This window comes from Bradyrhizobium acaciae, assembly GCF_020889785.1.
Classification (GTDB): Bacteria; Pseudomonadota; Alphaproteobacteria; order Rhizobiales; family Xanthobacteraceae; genus Bradyrhizobium; species Bradyrhizobium acaciae.
Window position 1 is genome coordinate 12,957 of sequence record NZ_JACMYK010000087.1, and the last position, 16,130, is coordinate 29,086.

The following is a 16,130-nucleotide window of genomic DNA, read 5'->3' on the forward strand; positions in this document are numbered from 1 at the left end:
CGGCCGGCTTCCCTTTCCTTTGCCCGAAAAAGGCTTAGAACGGCTCTACATTGCCGACGGCCCTGCGGCCGGACCGGCCTTTCGAACCCGACCTGCAAGCCCAAAGAGCAGCTCATGAACGCCCCCTCCGCCTTCCCCGACCAGCAGAAGCCCGTTCCGCCCTACAAGCATACGCCCTTGTTCCCGCTTGGTGCCGACACCACGCCCTACAAGAAGGTCACGAGCGACGGCGTCCGGGTCGAGAAGGTCCTGGGCAAGGACATGCTGGTGGTGTCGCGGGAGGCGCTGCGGGCGCTCTCCGAGGCTGCCTTCGGCGACATCAACCACTATCTGCGCCCGGGCCATCTGAAGCAGCTGCGCTCGATCCTCGAGGACAAGGAAGCCAGCGACAACGACAAGTTCGTCGCCTTCGACTTCCTCAAGAACGCCAACATCGCGGCCGGCGGCGTGCTGCCGATGTGCCAGGACACCGGCACCGCGATCATCATGGGCAAGAAAGGCTGCAACGTCATCACCGACGGCGAGGACGAGGCGGCGCTGTCCGAAGGCGCGCGCGACGCCTATCTGCGCCGCAATCTGCGCTACTCGCAGGTCGCTCCGCTGTCGATGTATGAAGAGAAGAACACCGCCAACAACATGCCGGCGCAGTGCGAGATCTACGCCGAGGGCGACGACGCCTACAAGTTCATGTTCATGGCCAAGGGCGGCGGAAGCGCCAACAAGAGCTTCCTGTTCCAGGCGACGCCATCGGTGCTCACCAAGGACCGGCTGCTGGCGTTCCTGAAGGAAAAGGTGCTGACGCTCGGCACCGCGGCGTGTCCGCCGTATCATCTTGCGATCGTGATCGGCGGCACCTCGGCCGAGCTCTGCATGAAGACTGTGAAGCTTGCCTCGGCGCGCTATCTCGACGCGCTGCCGACCCACGGCTCGCCTGACGGCAATGCGTTCCGCGATCTCGAGATGGAGCAGGAAATCCTCAAGATGACCCAAAGCCTTGGGGTGGGCGCGCAGTTCGGCGGCAAGTATTTCTGCCACGACGTGCGCGTGATCCGCATGCCGCGCCACGGCGCCTCGCTGCCGATCGGGCTCGGCGTCTCCTGCTCGGCGGACCGCCAGGTGCTCGGCAAGATCACCAAGGACGGCGTCTATCTCGAGGAGCTCGAGCACAACCCGGCGCAGTATCTGCCCGCGGTCGAGCAGTCGCTCGGCGGCGACGTCGTCAAGATCGACCTCAACAAGCCGATGAAGGAAATCCTGGCGACGCTGTCGCAGTATCCGATCAAGACCCGCGTCTCCATGACCGGCACCATGATCGTGGCGCGCGATTCCGCGCACGCCAAGCTGCGCGAGCGGCTGGAGAAGGGCGAGCCGCTGCCGGATTATTTCAAGAACCATCCGGTCTACTACGCCGGCCCCGCCAAGACGCCCGATGGCTACGCCTCCGGCGCATTCGGCCCGACCACCGCGGGACGCATGGACTCCTTCGTCGACCAGTTCCAGGCCGCCGGCGGCTCGATGGTGATGGTCGCCAAGGGCAATCGCGCGGTCGCGGTGCGCGAAGCCTGCAAGAAGCACGGCGGCTTCTATCTCGGCTCGATCGGCGGCGCGGCGGCGAACCTCGCCGAGCACTGCATCAAGAAGGTCGAGGTGGTCGAGTATCCCGAACTCGGCATGGAAGCGATCTGGCGCATCGAAGTGGTGGACTTTCCGGCCTTCATCATCATCGATGACAAGGGCAACGACTTCTTCAAGGAATTGAATCTGGGTTGAAGGCGACTGGCCTCGACGGATTCTCCAAAGGCTGGGTCGCCGTCACCATCGACGGCGACCGGCGCACCATCTCCTTTCATCGCGACATTGCGGACGCGCTTTCGCGTCCGTTCGACCGCGCCGGCATCGATATCCCGATCGGCATGACCGATGACGGCGAGCGCGGCTGTGACCGTCTTGCCCGTGAGCGCCTCGGCCCGCACACCTCGCGCGTTTTCACCGGCGCGCGGCGCTGGCTGTGGCAGGAGTTTGACGATCCCGATCGGGCGAATGAAGAAGCGCTGCGCCGCGGCCAGACCCGCGTCTCGCGCCAGCTCTGGCATCTCGGGCGGAAGATCATGGAGGTCGACGCGTTCGTGCGTGCGAACACCGCATGCGACTTCCGCGAGGTGCATCCCGAACTGGTGTTCCTGCGCTTGAACGATGGCGCGCCGTTGCCGCGCAAGAAGTCGGAGCAGGGAGATGCGCTCCGTTGCAGACTGCTGAAGCGATCGGGTTTTCGCGAGATCGACCGCTGGCTCACCGAGGTGCGGATCGGCACCGGCGCGAAACGCGATGACGTGCAGGACGCCTGCGCCGTGGCACTCGCGGCCCATGAACCAAGCGGCTGCGTTCCCGGGGGACCGCAGCCGCTGGATGCGCATGATCTGCCGATGCAGATCTGGTTCTAAATTAGAGCGTCTTCAAGCGAAGTCGATTGCGGCTCGTACGAAGAAAACGCGTCAAGAGAAGCGGAGGGGTTACGCGCGCGTGCCGGTGAAGGGGAAGCTGCCCATCGGGCCGATGCCCATCTCGCCGGAGATGCCGTCACCTGCGACCTTGCCGCTGAATTCGAGCGTCAGCGGCATCGGGTTGGTGATGGAAACCTTCCAGGCGACGTCGTCGCCGTTCACGGTGCCGTCGAAGATTTCGGTGGAGTTGCCGTCGGCGCCCTGCGTGCCGGTGAGTGTGCCGCCCGAGCTCGAAAGCGACAGCGTCGCCTTGCGCTCGCCCATCGGCGTCGTCATCGTGAGATTCCAGTTTCCGTCCACCGCCATTGATGTCTCCTCGAGATGAAAAGCGTGCGCGGGTATAGCCCATCCTGCCGCGCGCGCCTAGTTCGCCCCTAGCGGCGATCAGGCGCGGGCGGCGGCGCGCAGCCGGTTTCCGACCAGGAAGCGGAAGGCGACATACTGGATCGCAAAGGCGGCGATCTTGGCACCGAGCAGAACCACCGACACGTAGAACGCCCACAGCTTCATGTCGCCGGTCGCTGCGACCGCGATGGTGCCGGCGGCGAGGACGAACATCAGCCCGGCCCAGGCATAGCCGGCGAGCGTGGCGTATTCCGGAATGGTCTCGGTCACGATCGGCGGCAGATAGCGCAGCATCCAGCCGCGCTTCAGCATGATCGCGCCGATCGCGATGTGGCCGATCGCGGGCTTCGCCAGCACGAAGCGCGGATCGTTGGTGACGAGCGTCGCGCCGCCCAGCACGATCACCAGCCCAAGGCTCGCCCAGGTCATGTAGCCGAGCGCCTGTCCCTTGACGCGGGCATAGGCCACTTGTGCAATGGCGCCCGCGATCGCAACGCCGGTGGCGATCAGCACGTTGTCGGTGGCGAGATAGATCACCAGGAACACGATGGTGGAGAGGAAGTCGCTCGCAAGCCTGGCAAATACGCTCTTCATCGTGGTGCTTCCGTTTCCTCGGCGTGATGATTGTTCTGGTGTTGCGACGTTAGCGGTCAGTGCGACGGCAACGCGACGGCCGGCGGCGCGGCGTCCCTGGCCATCCGATGTTGCGGATACCAGCGGGTGAAGCCAACCGCGGCATTGCGCGCGGCAAACGCAATCAACAGGCCGGTCCACAGCGGCAGGGCCGGCACGTAAAGCACTGCGACGTTGCCGATCAGCATCAACAGCGTCGCGGCGGTCCAGGCGCCGGTGATCAGGTAGTTGGCATGGAGGAAGCCAGGCTGCTTCGCGATCTCGGCATCGACCTGCTCGAGCGCATATTGCCGCGTGAAGGGATGGCCGATCAGGATCGAGCCGAGCGACACCAGCAGCATGCCGGCATCAACGGCGATCTTGACCGCGATGCCGCTCGCCGTCGCATCGACGAATGTGAGGTAGAAACCGACCGCGGTGAACACGATCACCGAGCCGACGCCGAGGATCTTGATGCTGCGGCCGCGCGCGATATCGAATGCGATGACGGTGAGGCAGATCAACGTGGCGCAGAGCAGGCTTACGGTCGCCGAGGTCACCAGCATGAGCGTAGCGAAGACGCCGTAGGGAGCGAGGATCAGGAAGATCGTCATTGGGAGTCTCATCGGCTGATCTTTACATTGTAAAGATACCGTAGAGGCGTGCAAGGAAAGCGTCAAGCGAAATCTTTACAGTGTCAAAATCGTGATGTGATAGAGAAAACAGAGGTAAGGCAATAACCTAGGGCGTTCGCTGCACACGGCATTCACTGTCTCGCACCGTCATGGCCGGGCTTGTCCCGGCCATCCACGTCTTTTCCGACCAGCGGCGAGAATGACGTGGATGCCCGGCACAAGGCCGGGCATGACGATTGGAAAAACTGATGCTCTTACGTCTGAGACGACCGGCAGCTACTCCGCCCCGACCCAATTGCCGTGGAAGCCATCCGGCACGCGGTGGCCGAGATGGACCAGTGCGGTCGGACCAGCCTCGACATCCTGCGCGTTGAAGACGGTGAGGTCGCTGCGGTTTTCGCGGGCGCGCCAGACCACCGCGAGCAGCCAGCCGTCGCCTTCCGCCGCGTCAGCACCGCGTTCGACGAACACGGGCTCGGAGATCGTATCGCCGGCGGGCAAGAGATAATGGCCGAGCCGGTTGCCACGGCCGTCGACATGCACGATGCCCGACAGCGCACCGAACATCGGCAGATCGGGGTTGGCGCAAGCATACCAGCCGTGATTGCTCGCAAACCCCGCGCGGCGATCGTCGACGCGGGGGAATTCGCCGGTGAGGTCGTCGAGATAGGTTTGCGTGAAGCGGTCGGTGTTGCCCGAGAGGTCGAAGGTCCAGCGGCAATAGCGCGCGCGGTTCTTCTTCGGGTCGGTTTGCGAGCCGTCCGGATGGTTGAACAACGGCGCTTCCTCGAACTGCATTACGTCGGCGATGATGCTGTTGCCTTCTTCCCACGCGTTCATGACATGGAAGACGTAGCAGGTCTCGGCGCGGAACCAGATGATGTCCTTTGAGGAACCGCTGCGCTTCATCACGCCGACATAGGCGCCTTTCTCCGGCTCCCAGGCGTAGGGCGCCTGTCCGCGCATCGCGCGCTGCATGCTGCCTGATATCGGCAGGATCGGAAACAGCACGTGATTCTCGGTAACGATGAAATCGTGCACCATGCTGGCATACGGCGCCTCGAAGCGTTCGAACCGGCTCACCACGCCGGACGCGCTCACCGCGCCGAACGACAGCGCCGGCGTCAGCGGACCCGCGGCGTTGTAGCCGAAGAACACCATCTCGCCGGTGACCGGATCGATCTTGGGATGCGCGGTGAAGGGACCTGATATCGCGCCCTTGTAGTCGCAATAGCCGAGACGATTGAGCGTGCCGGGCTCGATCTCGGTGGGCAAATGGCCTTCCTCGAGCGCAAGCAGGCGGCCACCATGGAAGATGATGTTGGTGTTGGCGACGCCGCCATCGGTGGTTGTCGTTGCCGGCGTATCCGGCATCTTGCGGCCGAAGCCGCCGAACAGCGCGCGGCCGGCGTCGTGCTCGGCCTGCCACTTCGGCGTGCGGACCCAGCGGTTGCGGTAGCTGGCGCGGCCGTTCTCGAGATGGAAGGCGTGCAGCATGCCGTCGCCGACGAACCAGTGCGCGCCCGGCGCCTCGAACTGCGGATTGGGGCCGTTGCGGTAGAGCGTGCCGTTCAGCTCGCGCGGCAATTCGCCGGACACCTTCAGGAACGGCGCATCGGCTTCAAACGGGATCGGCGCCAGATTGGTGCGCGCCGCGTTGGATGTGACCTGGTCGAGCATTCCGGATCTCCCCTGCACTATGATCTTTACATCGTAAAGATACCAGTAGGGATGACGCCGATGATCGTCAAGCAAAATCTTTACAGTGTAAAAATTGCAACCTATAACGGCCGCATGACAAGATTATCCAAGGAAAACAAGGCGGCTCGCCCCGCACAGGCCCCGAAGCGCCGGGTTACGCGAGCCGCTACCGTTCGCTCGGTACCGCGGCGCCGGACCAACGACACGCCGTATCATCACGGCGATCTGCACGAGGCGCTGTTGAAGGCCGCCGAGCGCGTGCTTGAACGTGATGGATTGGCGGGACTGACGTTGCGGGCGGTGGCGCGCGAGGCCGGTGTCTCGCACGCGGCGCCCACACATCATTTCGGCGATCTGACCGGTTTGCTCAGTGAACTCGCGGCGATTGGTTTCCGGCAATTCGGCCAGGCGATGGCGGCGGCGGACGCTTCCGCGGCGACGCCACCCGAAAAGGGCGTGGCGAGCGCCAAGGCCTATGTCGCTTATGCGCAGGCGCATCCCGGCATGTACGGGCTGATGTTCCGCAGCGAGCGGCTCGATCATGCGCGGCCGTCGCTGCACGAGGCGTCGGAGGCATCGTTCGCGGGGCTGACCCGCGGCGTCGGTGCCAGCCGGCAGGAGGAGATTTCCAAGGAGCAGCTTACGCTGGACCAGGCCGCTGCGATCGCGTCCGCCTGGTCGCTGGTGCACGGCTTCACCATGCTGCTGCTCGACGGGCGCCTCAAGACGATCCTGGATCGGGCACCCGAAGGCACGTCCGCGGAAACGGTGTTGACCGCGATGCTGGGGCGGTCGGCGAGCAAACAACCGCGGCCGTAATCGAGGCTGCCGCGCGATCAGCGCTTGGTGAGCGCTGTGGTCCGGCCGCTCTGGCCGACCGTCTTGACCTGGTCCGCGCCGCATTTGAAATCGCGGGCGAAATCGTCGGCGGCCTGCCGCGCCAGTTCGTTGGCGTCGGGATTGGCCGCGACATCGATATAGGCGACGTGACAGACTTCACCCGGCGGCAGCCGCGTCACCGCGAGCATCGCCCGTGAGACCGGGCCGCCGCGCTTGTCCTGCTCGCTGTTGTCGGCGATCTGCCAGCGCTGGATGATCGCGAACGGCTTGCTGCCGGCGGCGCGCCATTCGACCGTGTCGCCGGTCGAGCTGAAAGGACCAAACCAGGCCTGCGCCGCCGGTTCCCTGGCTGCTGCTTGGTGGCTTCGGCCGACCGAGACCACTTCGCGCAGGTCACCCTCGTTGATCAGCACCACAAGGCCGGATTTTCCCGGGCAAACCCGCGTCGTGCTGCCGCCCTCCTCGTTGGGCTTGCCGATCATGCGGCAGGCCTTCGGCGCCGTCGATGTGTAGCTGCTGGTGATCGTTTCAGCGCCAACCTGACCGGCATTTGCGCCGGCGAGCGCCATAATGATTGTTGCAAAAGCAAGGTATTTCATCAGGGGAAACCTGCGATCCGGACGTTACTTTGTGTCTGACATATGCAATCTGGGGAAGGTTCAACAGACACGCGGGAAACACCTGACAGGCGCGCGGAATCGTCCTAGAAGGGCGGCTTCGCAACTTCTGTCGCGTGCACCTTGCGTGCCGTAGCCTCGATCGTCATGACCACATCATTATCGCACAAGCCCTATCGCGTCGGCCGTTCCCGCACTGGCCTCGGCCTCTTCGCCACCAAGCCGATCAAGAAAGGCACCAAGATCATCCGCTATTTCGGGCCGCTGCTGGACTCGAAGAAGAAGGATGAGGACGCGATCGAGAACAAGTACCTGTTCGAACTCACCAACCGCTGGACCATCGACGGCTCGATCCGCGAGAATGTCGCCCGCTACATCAACCACGCCTGCCGGCCAAACGCCGAATCCGACGTGAAGCCGCGCAAGCGCAAGGTGTTCATCCGCGCCATCAAGGACATCGAGCCGGGCGACGAGATCAACTACGACTACGGAACTGACTATTTCAAAGCCTATCTGAAGCCGATCGGCTGCAAGTGCGATGCCTGCGAGAAGAAGCGCAAGAAGCAGCGCGCGGAGGCGCGGGCGGAGCGGGTGCGGCTGAAGGAAAAGGCCGAGCGGAAAGCCAAGCGTGAGGCTGAGAAGCTCGCTGAGAGGCGGTCCAAGGAGCGGAAGGCCAAGGCGAAGAAGGCTGCCAAAGCCAATGGCAAGGTCGCCAACGGCAACGCCCTGAATGGCAAAGCCTTGAACGGCAAGCGCCTCAACGGCCACAGCCTGACCGCCGCGGCTGGCAAGCGGGTCGCGCCCTCAAAGCGCGCTGCTGCGCGCGTGCTGCAGGCCTGAGTTACGAAACCGATCCTGTTCGACGATTATCATGACGCCCGCGCCGGATGGCGCGCGGGACGCGGCAGGTAGGCGCATTCGGCGAGCGTGGTTCCGTCGAGTTCGCGCATGAAGGCTTCGCGGGCTGCCGCGAGCCTGGCTTTCAGCCGGCAGCGCGGCAGCAGCACGCATTCTCCGCCATCATCCCTGAAACATTCGACCAACGCGCTGCCGCCTTCGAGCGCGCGCACCACCTCGCCGAGCGTGATCGCCTGCGGGGCGCGTGCCAGCGAAAATCCGCCGCCCGCGCCGCGCTGGGTCGCGATGAAGCCGGCCTCGGCGAGGTCGCGCACCACCTTGGCGAGGTGATTGCGGGAAATGCCGAATTCGGCCGCGATCTCACCGGTGGCAAACGAACGGTCCGGCTCGCCGGCCAGCCGCATCAGGGCGCGCAGCGCAAAATCCGTGAACGAGGTGAGGCGCATGGAAGCCCTTCGAAATCAGCACTTGGCGGATCAGCTATAGCAATCTAAATAGGCATTTGAAATACCTATTTATGGAGACCCGCAATGGCGGAGGCAGAGCGCCGCGAGCAGATCACGGCCGGCATCATCGAGCGGACCGGCATCACCGAGGCTCTCATCGCGCAGTTGGTCCATGGCTTCTATGCAAAGGTCCGCAAGGATCCGATGATCGGGCCGGTGTTCGAGGCCAGGATCAGCGATTGGGAGCCGCATCTGGCGCAGATGTGCGCGTTCTGGTCGTCGGTCGCGCTGATGACCGGGCGTTATCACGGCACGCCGATGGTCAAGCACATGCCGCTGCCGATCGACGCCGCGCATTTCGACCGCTGGCTCGAACTGTTCGAGGCGACGGCGCATGAGTTGTGCTCGCCCGTCGCGGCGGTTCATTTTGTCGAGCGCGCACGCCGCATCGCCTCCAGCCTCGAGATGGGCGTCGCCAGCGGGCAGGGCGTGATGCTGGCGGTGGGGGAGAGATTTCGAAGAAATTCTCCGTCACTCCGGGGCTCGCGAAGCGAGAACCCGGAATCCATCGGGCCATAATTTCCGCAGCACAATGGATTCCGGGCTCGCGCCAAGGCGCGCCCCGGAATGACGAACGCTGCTACGCCGCCACCACGCCCTCGCTCCTCCTCAACCCGACATACTGCAGCTCGGCGAACACGCCGGTGGCGATCGCCTGGGCGAGGATCACGATGGTCCCGAGCAGGTTCGGCGACACCGCGCCCGAAAGGAGCAGCGCGATGCTGGCCAGCGTCCAGGCCGCATTGCCGGCGACCACGAGGATCACGGGTCCTTTCGGCAGCGCGGTTCGCGTGGCGAGCCAGCCGACCAGCGCAGTGTAAGCGATTAGGAACAGCCCGGTCTCGCGCAACAGCGCTTCCGGCAGGCCGAGCAGCGATGCCAGCGCGCCGGCGTCGAGCACCATCGCGATGGCGGATACGCCGCTGAAGAGCGCGTCGGCAAGCAAGGCGCGGCGCAGCAGCTGGGACGCTTGGATCATGGCAGTGTCTCCTCTGGTTGGGATGGGTTGTCAGTGGAACAGGGCCCGCAGCTGACGCCACAGGCGGAGCGGGCACAGCGCCTTGCCGACCCTCATCTCGACCGCGTAGACCTGCGCGAACACGAACACGCCGGTGTCGTGCACGATAGGCTGCGGCATGTTGAGCGAGCGCGCGACCAGCCAGGTGGTCACATGGAGCAGCCACGGGATCAGAACGGCGAGGGCGCGGATAAGGGACAGCATCAGCATGGTCATCTCCTGTGCCGCGGAAGATGAGCCGCCCGGCGCGCCAATTCGATTACCTCGGGCGTAATGGAACGGGCGAATTTCGCATGGTAGGTTTTGCAGCATGAACGCACATGCATCCACGGCGCGGGCCGAGCCCGCAAAACCCCTCCTTGTCGGCGAGCACCTGCGCGAGTGGCGGCAGCGCCGGCATCTCAGCCAGCTCGACCTTGCGGTCGACGCCGAAATCTCGGCGCGGCATTTGAGCTTCGTCGAGACCGGCCGCTCGGCGCCGTCGCGCGACATGGTCCTCAAACTGGCGGAGCGCCTCGACGTGCCCCTACGCGAACGCAACGTGCTGCTGGTCGCCGCGGGTTTCGCGCCCGCATTCCCGCAACGCTCGCTGGAGGATCCCGCGCTGAAATCGGCGCGCGAGGCGATCAATCTGGTGCTGAAGGCGCACGAGCCCAATCCGGCGCTGGCCTATGACCGGCACTGGAATCTGGTTTCCGCCAACCGCATGGTGGCGCCGCTGCTCGAGGGCGTGCCGCAGCGGCTGCTCGGCCAGCCCTTCAACATCCTGCGGTTGGCCTTTCACCCGGAGGGCTTGGCACCGCGAACCGTGAACCTGGCGGAATGGGCCGCGCATCTCTTGGAGCGGCTGCACCGGCAATGCGAGGCAACCGCTGATCCGGAGCTGCTCAAGCTCTACCAAGACCTGAAGTCCTATCCGATCCCGGCGCGGTCGGCCCCAATCACGGCGGACAACAACGTCGCGCTTCCGTTCAAGCTCCGCCTCAACGGCGAGATCCTGAGCTTCATCTCGACGACCATGGTGTTCGGCACGCCGGTCGACATCACGCTGCAGGAACTGGCGCTGGAGACCTTCTTTCCGGCCGACGAGCTGACCGCCGAGCGGATGCGGCAGATGGCAGCCAGTATGAAATAGCGGCTTGTCTCGGGGCGCTTTCGGCTTACCTTCCGGGTTCCATTCCCGCCGGGAGCCCCCGCCATGAGCGATCTGAAGCCGCTTCGCCTCGACATCGTCTCCGACGTCGTTTGTCCCTGGTGCTACATCGGCAAGCATCGCATCGAGGACGCGCTCAAGCTGGTGCCTGACGTGCCGGTCGAGGTGCACTGGCGGCCGTTCTTCCTCAACAATTGGGTGCCGCGCGAAGGCATCAGCCGCGACGAATATCTCACCGCCAAGTTCGGCTCGGTCGAGGCCTACAAGGGCATTGCCGGCCGCGTGGTCGCAGCCGCCAACGAGGAGGGGCTCACCTACCATCCCGAGCTCGTCAAGCGGCAGCCCAACACGATCGACTGCCACCGGCTGATCCACTGGGCCGAGGCCAAGGGCAAGGCGGCCGAGATGAAGCAGCGGCTGATGGAGCTGTATTTCCGCGACGGCGGCGATCTCACCGACACCAATGTGCTGGTGCAGGCGGCCGCCGATGTCGGGCTCGATGCCGACGACGTCCGCAAGCGCCTTGCCACCGATGAGGACGTTGCACTGGTCTCGGCGCAGGCCCAGGAGGCCGCCGAGAAGGGTATCTCCGGCGTGCCGACCTTCGTGTTCGCGCAGAAATACGCAGTATCCGGCGCCCAGCCGGCCGAGCAGCTCGCCCGCGCTATCCGCCAGGTCTCGGCCGAGATCAACGCGCAGGCGGCGGAGTAGTCCGCAATCCCTTTCCAAAGCCCGGCTGACGCCGGGCTTTTTCGTTTGCCCACACCATCCATCGGAAACAATCAGGGAGACAACCATGATCTATGAGCTGCGCACCTACACGGTACGTCCAGGCACCGTCGGCGAGATGGTGAAGGCCGCGAGCACGATCTCGCGCGACATCCGCGCCGACAATTTCGGCAAGCTGGAAGGTTACTGGATCACCGAGATCGGTCCGCTCAATCAGGTCATGCACATGTGGAGCTACGCCGATCTCAACGAGCGGACCCGGCTGCGTGCGGAGCTTTCCAAGAACCCGCGCTGGACCGGCGAATACATTCCGGCGATCCGTCCGCTCTTGGTGCGTCAGGAGGTTCGGCTGCTCAATGCGATCATTCCGCCGGTGGCGCCTGCCACCAAGGGCAACATCTACGAATTCCGCAACTACCGCGCCAAGCCGCTCGGCGGCGTCAAGCAATGGCTCGACCTGATCACCGGCGTGATGCCGGAGCGCGAGAAATACTCCAAGATCGTCGGCCTCTGGCACACCGATTCCGGTCAGCCCAACGAGGTCTGTCACATCTGGGCCTATCCCGATCTCAACGCCCGGGCTGCTGCGCGCGGCGGCGCGATGAAGGATCCGGCCTGGCTGGAATTCCTCGGCAAGGGCACGCAGCTGCTCGAGGAAATGCACTCGACCATCATGCTGCCGGCGCCGCATTCGCCGTTGCAGTAGGGACCAAGGTCGCGCCTCGGGGAGCCTTGTTTCTGGTCCAACGAACGTATGAAGCGGCCGCCGGCCATGGCCTCGCGGAGCGCGCCGGCAGAAAGCCTCACCCGATGCTTCCATCGGATGAGGCTTTCCAGGCAAGGGCATGCGCCGTCTGAGAAACAGCGCGCCGCAACGCTAGTGAGCCTAGCTGACACCAACCTGACGGTGGAGGCTGTTTGTTTCTCGATGTGTCTGCATGGCTACAAAAAAGTAAACCGTTGGCTGCGGTGTACGACGCGAGCCGGTGCACTGTTCGCCAGCGGCGAATGCGCTTGCGCGCCGCGCGCGCAAGAGGGCCGTGCTATGCCCGCTTGCCGCGCCGGCTGCGGATGAAGCCGACGACGCCGCGGGCGGCTTCGTAGGCGAGACTGTTCAGGCTCAGCGCGGCGTGAATGACCGGGACCAGCGGATCGCGGCGCCGCAGCGGCAGCAGCACGTCGCCGATTGCGAAGCGGCCGCGCCAGATCGGGTCGATCATGGGGTGGCCGGGCGCCGCGGTGGAATCGGCCGAATTGATCGCGGGATCGGCGCAGAGATGGCGTGTCAGCTCCAGCGTCAATTGCGCGCCGGGCGAATGCTTCGCAAAGCGCTCGTCGATGCCGATCTTGAAGAAGAACGCGCGGTCCTGGTGGCGAACCACGATGCCGCCTGCGACCGGCGTGCCGCCGGCATGCAGCGTGACGATCTCGCAGCGCCCGGCTTCGGCCAGGGCCGATGTCGCGCGTCGGATGAAGGTTTGGTCGCCGGCATGCTGGCTGAGCGCCGTGCCGCGATGGCCCTTCCAGCCGGCGGCTTCGAGGGCAAGGAAAGTCTCGAGCGCCGCGGCCACCGCGTCCGGCGTGCGCGCGACATCGAAGCGGACTACACCATGGTCGGACAGGCGATGACGCTGGCGACGAAGCTCCTTCAGCTTCTTGGGCCCGAGTGCGTCGCGCAGCAATTCATCGGCGTCGCGCGTCGCATCGAGCTGCGCGCGCTGATAGGCGCTCAGCACCCGCGGTTGCAAACCGTCGCGCGAGAGCACCGCGCGGATCGCCGCCATGGCCGGACCCTCGAGCGACATGGTGCGCAGGATCAGCGCATGCGCGCCGGCATCACGCGCCTGCTGCAACATCTTGCCGGCCGCTTGCTCGGCGGCGTCGCGGTCGAGCAGCGGCGTGCACAGCGTGCCATAGGGTTCGGCGCCGACCAGCGCGGGCAGGGGGATCCGATAGATCCGCCGCAGCGGAACCACCGGCAACAGCCCGATCAGTTGCCCGGCATCGCCGGTGGCGCTGAGCAGTGCCGCGCCGGTGCGGTCGCGCGCGGAGGCATCGACCGCCAATTCCCATTCGGGCTGATAATAGCCATTGGCCTCTATCGCGCGCTCGGCAAGCGCGCGCCACGCGTCGACCGGCGCGGCTGACAGCGGCGGCAACGCGCGATCGTCCGTGGCATCGTTGCGCGATGCACGGCGGATCATTGCCTGGTCAGCAATATCGGCCACGTCCCTGTTCCCCGGTCCGCGAGGCAAATCAGCCTGCGTTCGTCAGGGGCAACGTAGCGGAGAGAGATGGAAAATGCCGTTGAGGCCATCAAGCAATTTGAGCGCTCAAGTTAACGGGCCGTTCAGCATATCGCCGACGAGAGCGCCACGGAGAGTGTGTCAGCCCATCGCGAGTTAGGAACGCGTTGCGCGGAGATCATACTCAAACAAGGAGATGAAGCGCGATGACGATTCAACCAAATCTCATCGCGGTTAAGGCTTGGCGCTTCGTTGCGCCTCCGCCGTAACGGCGCCCTCGACCGGCTCGTAAGTCTCGGTCACGCAATTGTCGTCGGTCTCCACCTGCCGACGATCGAAGATCGCGCCTTCATTGATGAAGATGCGATAGGTCTGCGTCCCGAGCGGCTTGCCGATCACCGATATCAGTTCGGCGCGCACACAGGCCGTCCAGCCGGTGCCGCGTGGGTCGTGCAGCGGGCTGGACACCCGAACATGGGCCGGCTGCGAGCCGGCGGTGAACACCGAGTCCAATTTGCTCGCGACCAGCCGTTTGACATCCGGAGGCGTCTCGAGCGGCGGCGGCTCAGTGGCCTTGACCCTCAACGCCTCCGGCCAGACCGCGTGGCTGTCCGCCAACCCGCAGCCACTCAACACGAAGGCGGCGCCGGCCAGCAGCGCCGCCACTTGTACTTGTCCCTGTCCCATTCAGCGCATTTAATGTGCCGCCGCCAAGATTGCGCCCCCCTCGTAGGGCTGAATTTGCGTCACGCACCGCTTTGTCGATCAACAAATGTCGAGCGACAAGTTATCTATGGGGTAGAGGTATTGCAGGATGTTTCCACGGCTGCGGGGGAGAAAGACTGACATGAAAAGCTTCACGGTTGCTGCCGTCATTCTGGCGCTGCTCGCGACACCGACCCTGGCCCAGGGCCGGCGAGGGGGCGGCGGGGGCGACACGAAGACGGAGCAGAAGCCCAAGGTCGACGAAAAGGCCTACAAGGCCGCGCTCGATCGTATCCCCGAGCCCAAGGAGAAATACGATCCCTGGGGCGTCACCAAGCCGGCCGCCGATCCGGCCAAAAAACCGAAATAGTAGCTGAAATAGTCCGGCTCAGCGGACCTCTGCGACAATTCGACAGCAGAACCGGCGTCGGTCGGCCGCAGGTTGCCGGTCGGCATGAACCTTCGCCTGACGGCCTCCGACCCATCTCCGATGCCATTCTCGGAGGCCGCCATGCTTCGCCGCTCGCTCCTCAGCCTGATCGTTCCGGTTGCGATCCTGTTCGGTGTCGCGCCGGCATTGGCGGAAAACCGCCTGGCGCTGGTGATCGGCCAATCGGCCTACAAGTCGGTGCCGGCGCTGCCCAATCCGGCCAACGATGCCAAGGCCATGTCACAAATGCTGATCGATGCAGGATTTGCGGTGACGTCGGCGTCGGATCTGTCACAGGACGAGATGCGGGCAAGGATCAGCGATTTCGCCGGCCAGGTGGCAGCGAAGGGCGCCGACACCGTCGCGCTGGTGTTCTATGCCGGCCACGGCCTGCAGATCGACGGCGAGAACTATCTGGTGCCGGTCGATGTCGATCCAAAGCGTGAGGCCGATATCCCGATCCAGGCGGTTCGGCTCAACGACATCCTGAACACGCTGACCTCGGTGCCGAGCCGGATGCGCATCGTGCTGCTCGATGCCTGCCGCAACAATCCTTTCCCGGAGCTCAGCAAGACCGCCGGGCACGGGCTCGCCATCATCGATGCCAAGGTCGGCGCGCCCGGCACCTTCGTGTCGTTCTCCACTTCACCGGGCGCCGAGGCCGAGGACGGCAGCGGCGCCAACAGCCCCTATACGACCGCGTTGCTGGCATCGGCCAGGGAGCCTGGAATCCCGATCGAGGACACCTTCAAGCGCGTTCGCCTCGCTGTGAACAAGGCGACCGAAGGCCGCCAGACGCCGTGGGATTCCTCGTCGCTCACCGACGATTTCCGCTTCATGGCGGGGGCGGCGGCCTCGCCTGAGGCGACGCCGAAGCCGGCGGCGGCGAAACGCACCGTCGATGAATGGAAGCGCGAATTGCAGGGCAAGCCGATCGAGGCCGCCAACGAGTTGATCGTGGTCGACGGCACCGACGAGGCCTATGAAGCCTTCGCCGCGATCTTCGCCGGCACGCCGCGCGGCCTGCGGGCGCGCGACTGGCTCGACCGTCATCGCCGCATGGTGGCGTGGAGCGACGCGGTCCTCGTCAACACGGCAGCGGCCTATCGCAGCTTCCTCGTGCAATATCCCGACAGCGACCTGACGGCGACCGCGCGCAAGCTGATCGAACGGTTGCGCTATCGTCCCGATCTGGCGCCCGCCGCCGCGCTCAGCGTGCCCGCGACCAACGTCG

The 16,130-nt window shown here is 64.9% G+C and carries 20 protein-coding genes; 10 read left to right on the forward strand and 10 right to left on the reverse strand.

Annotated elements, in window-relative coordinates:
- Nucleotides 1-114: 114 nt before the first annotated feature.
- Both H8A92_RS26930 and H8A92_RS26935 read left to right on the forward strand, forming a co-directional pair.
- A complete protein-coding gene (locus H8A92_RS26930; protein ID WP_229198556.1) occupies nt 115-1,770 on the forward strand; it encodes a fumarate hydratase in 1,656 nt (551 codons plus the stop codon).
- Entirely contained in the window at nt 1,767-2,441 is a 675-nt protein-coding gene (locus H8A92_RS26935; RefSeq protein WP_229198557.1) for a DUF429 domain-containing protein, read from the forward strand. Before H8A92_RS26930 ends, H8A92_RS26935 begins: the two co-directional genes overlap by 4 nt.
- Nucleotides 2,442-2,510: 69 nt before the next feature.
- On the opposite strand, the gene H8A92_RS26940 is transcribed toward H8A92_RS26935, so the two are convergent.
- The 4 genes from H8A92_RS26940 to H8A92_RS26955 form a co-directional block, all read right to left on the reverse strand.
- Complete coding sequence (locus H8A92_RS26940) at nt 2,511-2,807, reverse strand: hypothetical protein (protein ID WP_229198558.1); 297 nt, start codon at nt 2,805-2,807, stop codon at nt 2,511-2,513.
- Nucleotides 2,808-2,885: 78 nt separating this feature from the next.
- On the reverse strand, nt 2,886-3,440 hold the full coding sequence (locus H8A92_RS26945; protein WP_229198559.1) for an inner membrane-spanning protein YciB: 555 nt from the start codon (nt 3,438-3,440) through the stop codon (nt 2,886-2,888).
- Nucleotides 3,441-3,496: 56 nt separating this feature from the next.
- On the reverse strand, nt 3,497-4,072 hold the full coding sequence (locus tag H8A92_RS26950; protein ID WP_229198560.1) for a hypothetical protein: 576 nt from the start codon (nt 4,070-4,072) through the stop codon (nt 3,497-3,499).
- Nucleotides 4,073-4,369: 297 nt separating this feature from the next.
- Nucleotides 4,370-5,773 carry a carotenoid oxygenase family protein gene (locus H8A92_RS26955; protein ID WP_229198561.1) on the reverse strand — a complete coding sequence of 468 codons (1,404 nt, stop codon included), beginning with the start codon at nt 5,771-5,773 and terminating at the stop codon, nt 4,370-4,372.
- A 114-nt stretch (nt 5,774-5,887) separates the two neighbouring features.
- Here H8A92_RS26955 and H8A92_RS26960 point away from each other — a divergent pair, with 114 nt between their 5' ends.
- On the forward strand, nt 5,888-6,613 hold the full coding sequence (locus H8A92_RS26960) for a TetR/AcrR family transcriptional regulator (protein WP_229198562.1): 726 nt from the start codon (nt 5,888-5,890) through the stop codon (nt 6,611-6,613).
- A 17-nt stretch (nt 6,614-6,630) separates the two neighbouring features.
- Here H8A92_RS26960 and H8A92_RS26965 read toward each other — a convergent pair whose 3' ends face one another.
- Nucleotides 6,631-7,233, reverse strand: a complete 603-nt coding sequence (locus tag H8A92_RS26965) for a hypothetical protein (protein ID WP_420831373.1) — start codon at nt 7,231-7,233, stop codon at nt 6,631-6,633.
- Nucleotides 7,234-7,398: 165 nt separating this feature from the next.
- Here H8A92_RS26965 and H8A92_RS26970 point away from each other — a divergent pair, with 165 nt between their 5' ends.
- Nucleotides 7,399-8,091, forward strand: a complete 693-nt coding sequence (locus tag H8A92_RS26970) for an SET domain-containing protein (protein WP_229198563.1) — start codon at nt 7,399-7,401, stop codon at nt 8,089-8,091.
- A gap of 29 nt (nt 8,092-8,120) precedes the next feature.
- Here H8A92_RS26970 and H8A92_RS26975 read toward each other — a convergent pair whose 3' ends face one another.
- Entirely contained in the window at nt 8,121-8,555 is a 435-nt protein-coding gene (locus H8A92_RS26975; protein WP_229198564.1) for an RrF2 family transcriptional regulator, read from the reverse strand.
- An 84-nt stretch (nt 8,556-8,639) separates the two neighbouring features.
- Here H8A92_RS26975 and H8A92_RS26980 point away from each other — a divergent pair, with 84 nt between their 5' ends.
- The gene (locus tag H8A92_RS26980; RefSeq protein ID WP_229198565.1) at nt 8,640-9,134 is read left to right on the forward strand and encodes a group III truncated hemoglobin; all 495 of its coding nucleotides are present in this window, start codon (nt 8,640-8,642) and stop codon (nt 9,132-9,134) included.
- 61 nt (nt 9,135-9,195) lie between these two features.
- Here the strand turns inward: H8A92_RS26980 and H8A92_RS26985 are convergent, their stop codons facing one another.
- Entirely contained in the window at nt 9,196-9,594 is a 399-nt protein-coding gene (locus H8A92_RS26985) for a hypothetical protein (protein WP_229198566.1), read from the reverse strand.
- Between the two features lie 30 nt (nt 9,595-9,624).
- Complete coding sequence (locus tag H8A92_RS26990; RefSeq protein ID WP_229198567.1) at nt 9,625-9,849, reverse strand: hypothetical protein; 225 nt, start codon at nt 9,847-9,849, stop codon at nt 9,625-9,627.
- A 94-nt stretch (nt 9,850-9,943) separates the two neighbouring features.
- Here H8A92_RS26990 and H8A92_RS26995 point away from each other — a divergent pair, with 94 nt between their 5' ends.
- From H8A92_RS26995 to H8A92_RS27005, 3 genes are all read left to right on the forward strand, one after another.
- Nucleotides 9,944-10,768, forward strand: coding sequence for a helix-turn-helix domain-containing protein (locus tag H8A92_RS26995; RefSeq protein WP_229198568.1), 825 nt, complete (start codon nt 9,944-9,946; stop codon nt 10,766-10,768).
- Nucleotides 10,769-10,831: 63 nt separating this feature from the next.
- The gene (locus H8A92_RS27000; protein WP_229198569.1) at nt 10,832-11,497 is read left to right on the forward strand and encodes a DsbA family oxidoreductase; all 666 of its coding nucleotides are present in this window, start codon (nt 10,832-10,834) and stop codon (nt 11,495-11,497) included.
- Nucleotides 11,498-11,582: 85 nt separating this feature from the next.
- A complete protein-coding gene (locus H8A92_RS27005) occupies nt 11,583-12,221 on the forward strand; it encodes an NIPSNAP family protein (RefSeq protein WP_229198570.1) in 639 nt (212 codons plus the stop codon).
- A gap of 337 nt (nt 12,222-12,558) precedes the next feature.
- Here the strand turns inward: H8A92_RS27005 and H8A92_RS27010 are convergent, their stop codons facing one another.
- Together H8A92_RS27010 and H8A92_RS27015 are read right to left on the reverse strand one after the other, a co-directional pair.
- A complete protein-coding gene (locus tag H8A92_RS27010) occupies nt 12,559-13,743 on the reverse strand; it encodes a GNAT family N-acetyltransferase (protein WP_229198571.1) in 1,185 nt (394 codons plus the stop codon).
- A gap of 252 nt (nt 13,744-13,995) precedes the next feature.
- Nucleotides 13,996-14,427 (reverse strand): hypothetical protein, encoded by a 432-nt coding sequence (locus tag H8A92_RS27015; protein ID WP_229198572.1) that lies wholly within the window; start codon nt 14,425-14,427, stop codon nt 13,996-13,998.
- A gap of 181 nt (nt 14,428-14,608) precedes the next feature.
- Between H8A92_RS27015 and H8A92_RS27020 the strand changes: the two genes are divergently transcribed.
- Both H8A92_RS27020 and H8A92_RS27025 read left to right on the forward strand, forming a co-directional pair.
- Nucleotides 14,609-14,836 (forward strand): hypothetical protein, encoded by a 228-nt coding sequence (locus H8A92_RS27020; RefSeq protein WP_229198573.1) that lies wholly within the window; start codon nt 14,609-14,611, stop codon nt 14,834-14,836.
- Nucleotides 14,837-14,977: 141 nt separating this feature from the next.
- On the forward strand, nt 14,978-16,130 hold a 1,153-nt coding region (locus H8A92_RS27025; protein WP_229198574.1), incomplete at its 3' end, for a caspase family protein.

Bases quoted from the DNA above. Each gene is read 5' to 3' on its own strand.
- H8A92_RS26930 (WP_229198556.1), top strand. From the start codon at position 115: ATGAACGCCCCCTCCGCCTTCCCCGACCAGCAGAAGCCCGTTCCGCCC.
- H8A92_RS26940 (WP_229198558.1), bottom strand. From the start codon at position 2,807: ATGGCGGTGGACGGAAACTGGAATCTCACGATGACGACGCCGATGGGC.
- H8A92_RS26945 (WP_229198559.1), bottom strand. From the start codon at position 3,440: ATGAAGAGCGTATTTGCCAGGCTTGCGAGCGACTTCCTCTCCACCATC.
- H8A92_RS26950 (WP_229198560.1), bottom strand. From the start codon at position 4,072: ATGACGATCTTCCTGATCCTCGCTCCCTACGGCGTCTTCGCTACGCTC.
- H8A92_RS26955 (WP_229198561.1), bottom strand. From the start codon at position 5,773: ATGCTCGACCAGGTCACATCCAACGCGGCGCGCACCAATCTGGCGCCG.
- H8A92_RS26960 (WP_229198562.1), top strand. From the start codon at position 5,888: ATGACAAGATTATCCAAGGAAAACAAGGCGGCTCGCCCCGCACAGGCC.
- H8A92_RS26965 (WP_420831373.1), bottom strand. From the start codon at position 7,233: ATGAAATACCTTGCTTTTGCAACAATCATTATGGCGCTCGCCGGCGCA.
- H8A92_RS26970 (WP_229198563.1), top strand. From the start codon at position 7,399: ATGACCACATCATTATCGCACAAGCCCTATCGCGTCGGCCGTTCCCGC.
- H8A92_RS26975 (WP_229198564.1), bottom strand. From the start codon at position 8,555: ATGCGCCTCACCTCGTTCACGGATTTTGCGCTGCGCGCCCTGATGCGG.
- H8A92_RS26980 (WP_229198565.1), top strand. From the start codon at position 8,640: ATGGCGGAGGCAGAGCGCCGCGAGCAGATCACGGCCGGCATCATCGAG.
- H8A92_RS26985 (WP_229198566.1), bottom strand. From the start codon at position 9,594: ATGATCCAAGCGTCCCAGCTGCTGCGCCGCGCCTTGCTTGCCGACGCG.
- H8A92_RS26990 (WP_229198567.1), bottom strand. From the start codon at position 9,849: ATGACCATGCTGATGCTGTCCCTTATCCGCGCCCTCGCCGTTCTGATC.
- H8A92_RS26995 (WP_229198568.1), top strand. From the start codon at position 9,944: ATGAACGCACATGCATCCACGGCGCGGGCCGAGCCCGCAAAACCCCTC.
- H8A92_RS27000 (WP_229198569.1), top strand. From the start codon at position 10,832: ATGAGCGATCTGAAGCCGCTTCGCCTCGACATCGTCTCCGACGTCGTT.
- H8A92_RS27005 (WP_229198570.1), top strand. From the start codon at position 11,583: ATGATCTATGAGCTGCGCACCTACACGGTACGTCCAGGCACCGTCGGC.
- H8A92_RS27020 (WP_229198573.1), top strand. From the start codon at position 14,609: ATGAAAAGCTTCACGGTTGCTGCCGTCATTCTGGCGCTGCTCGCGACA.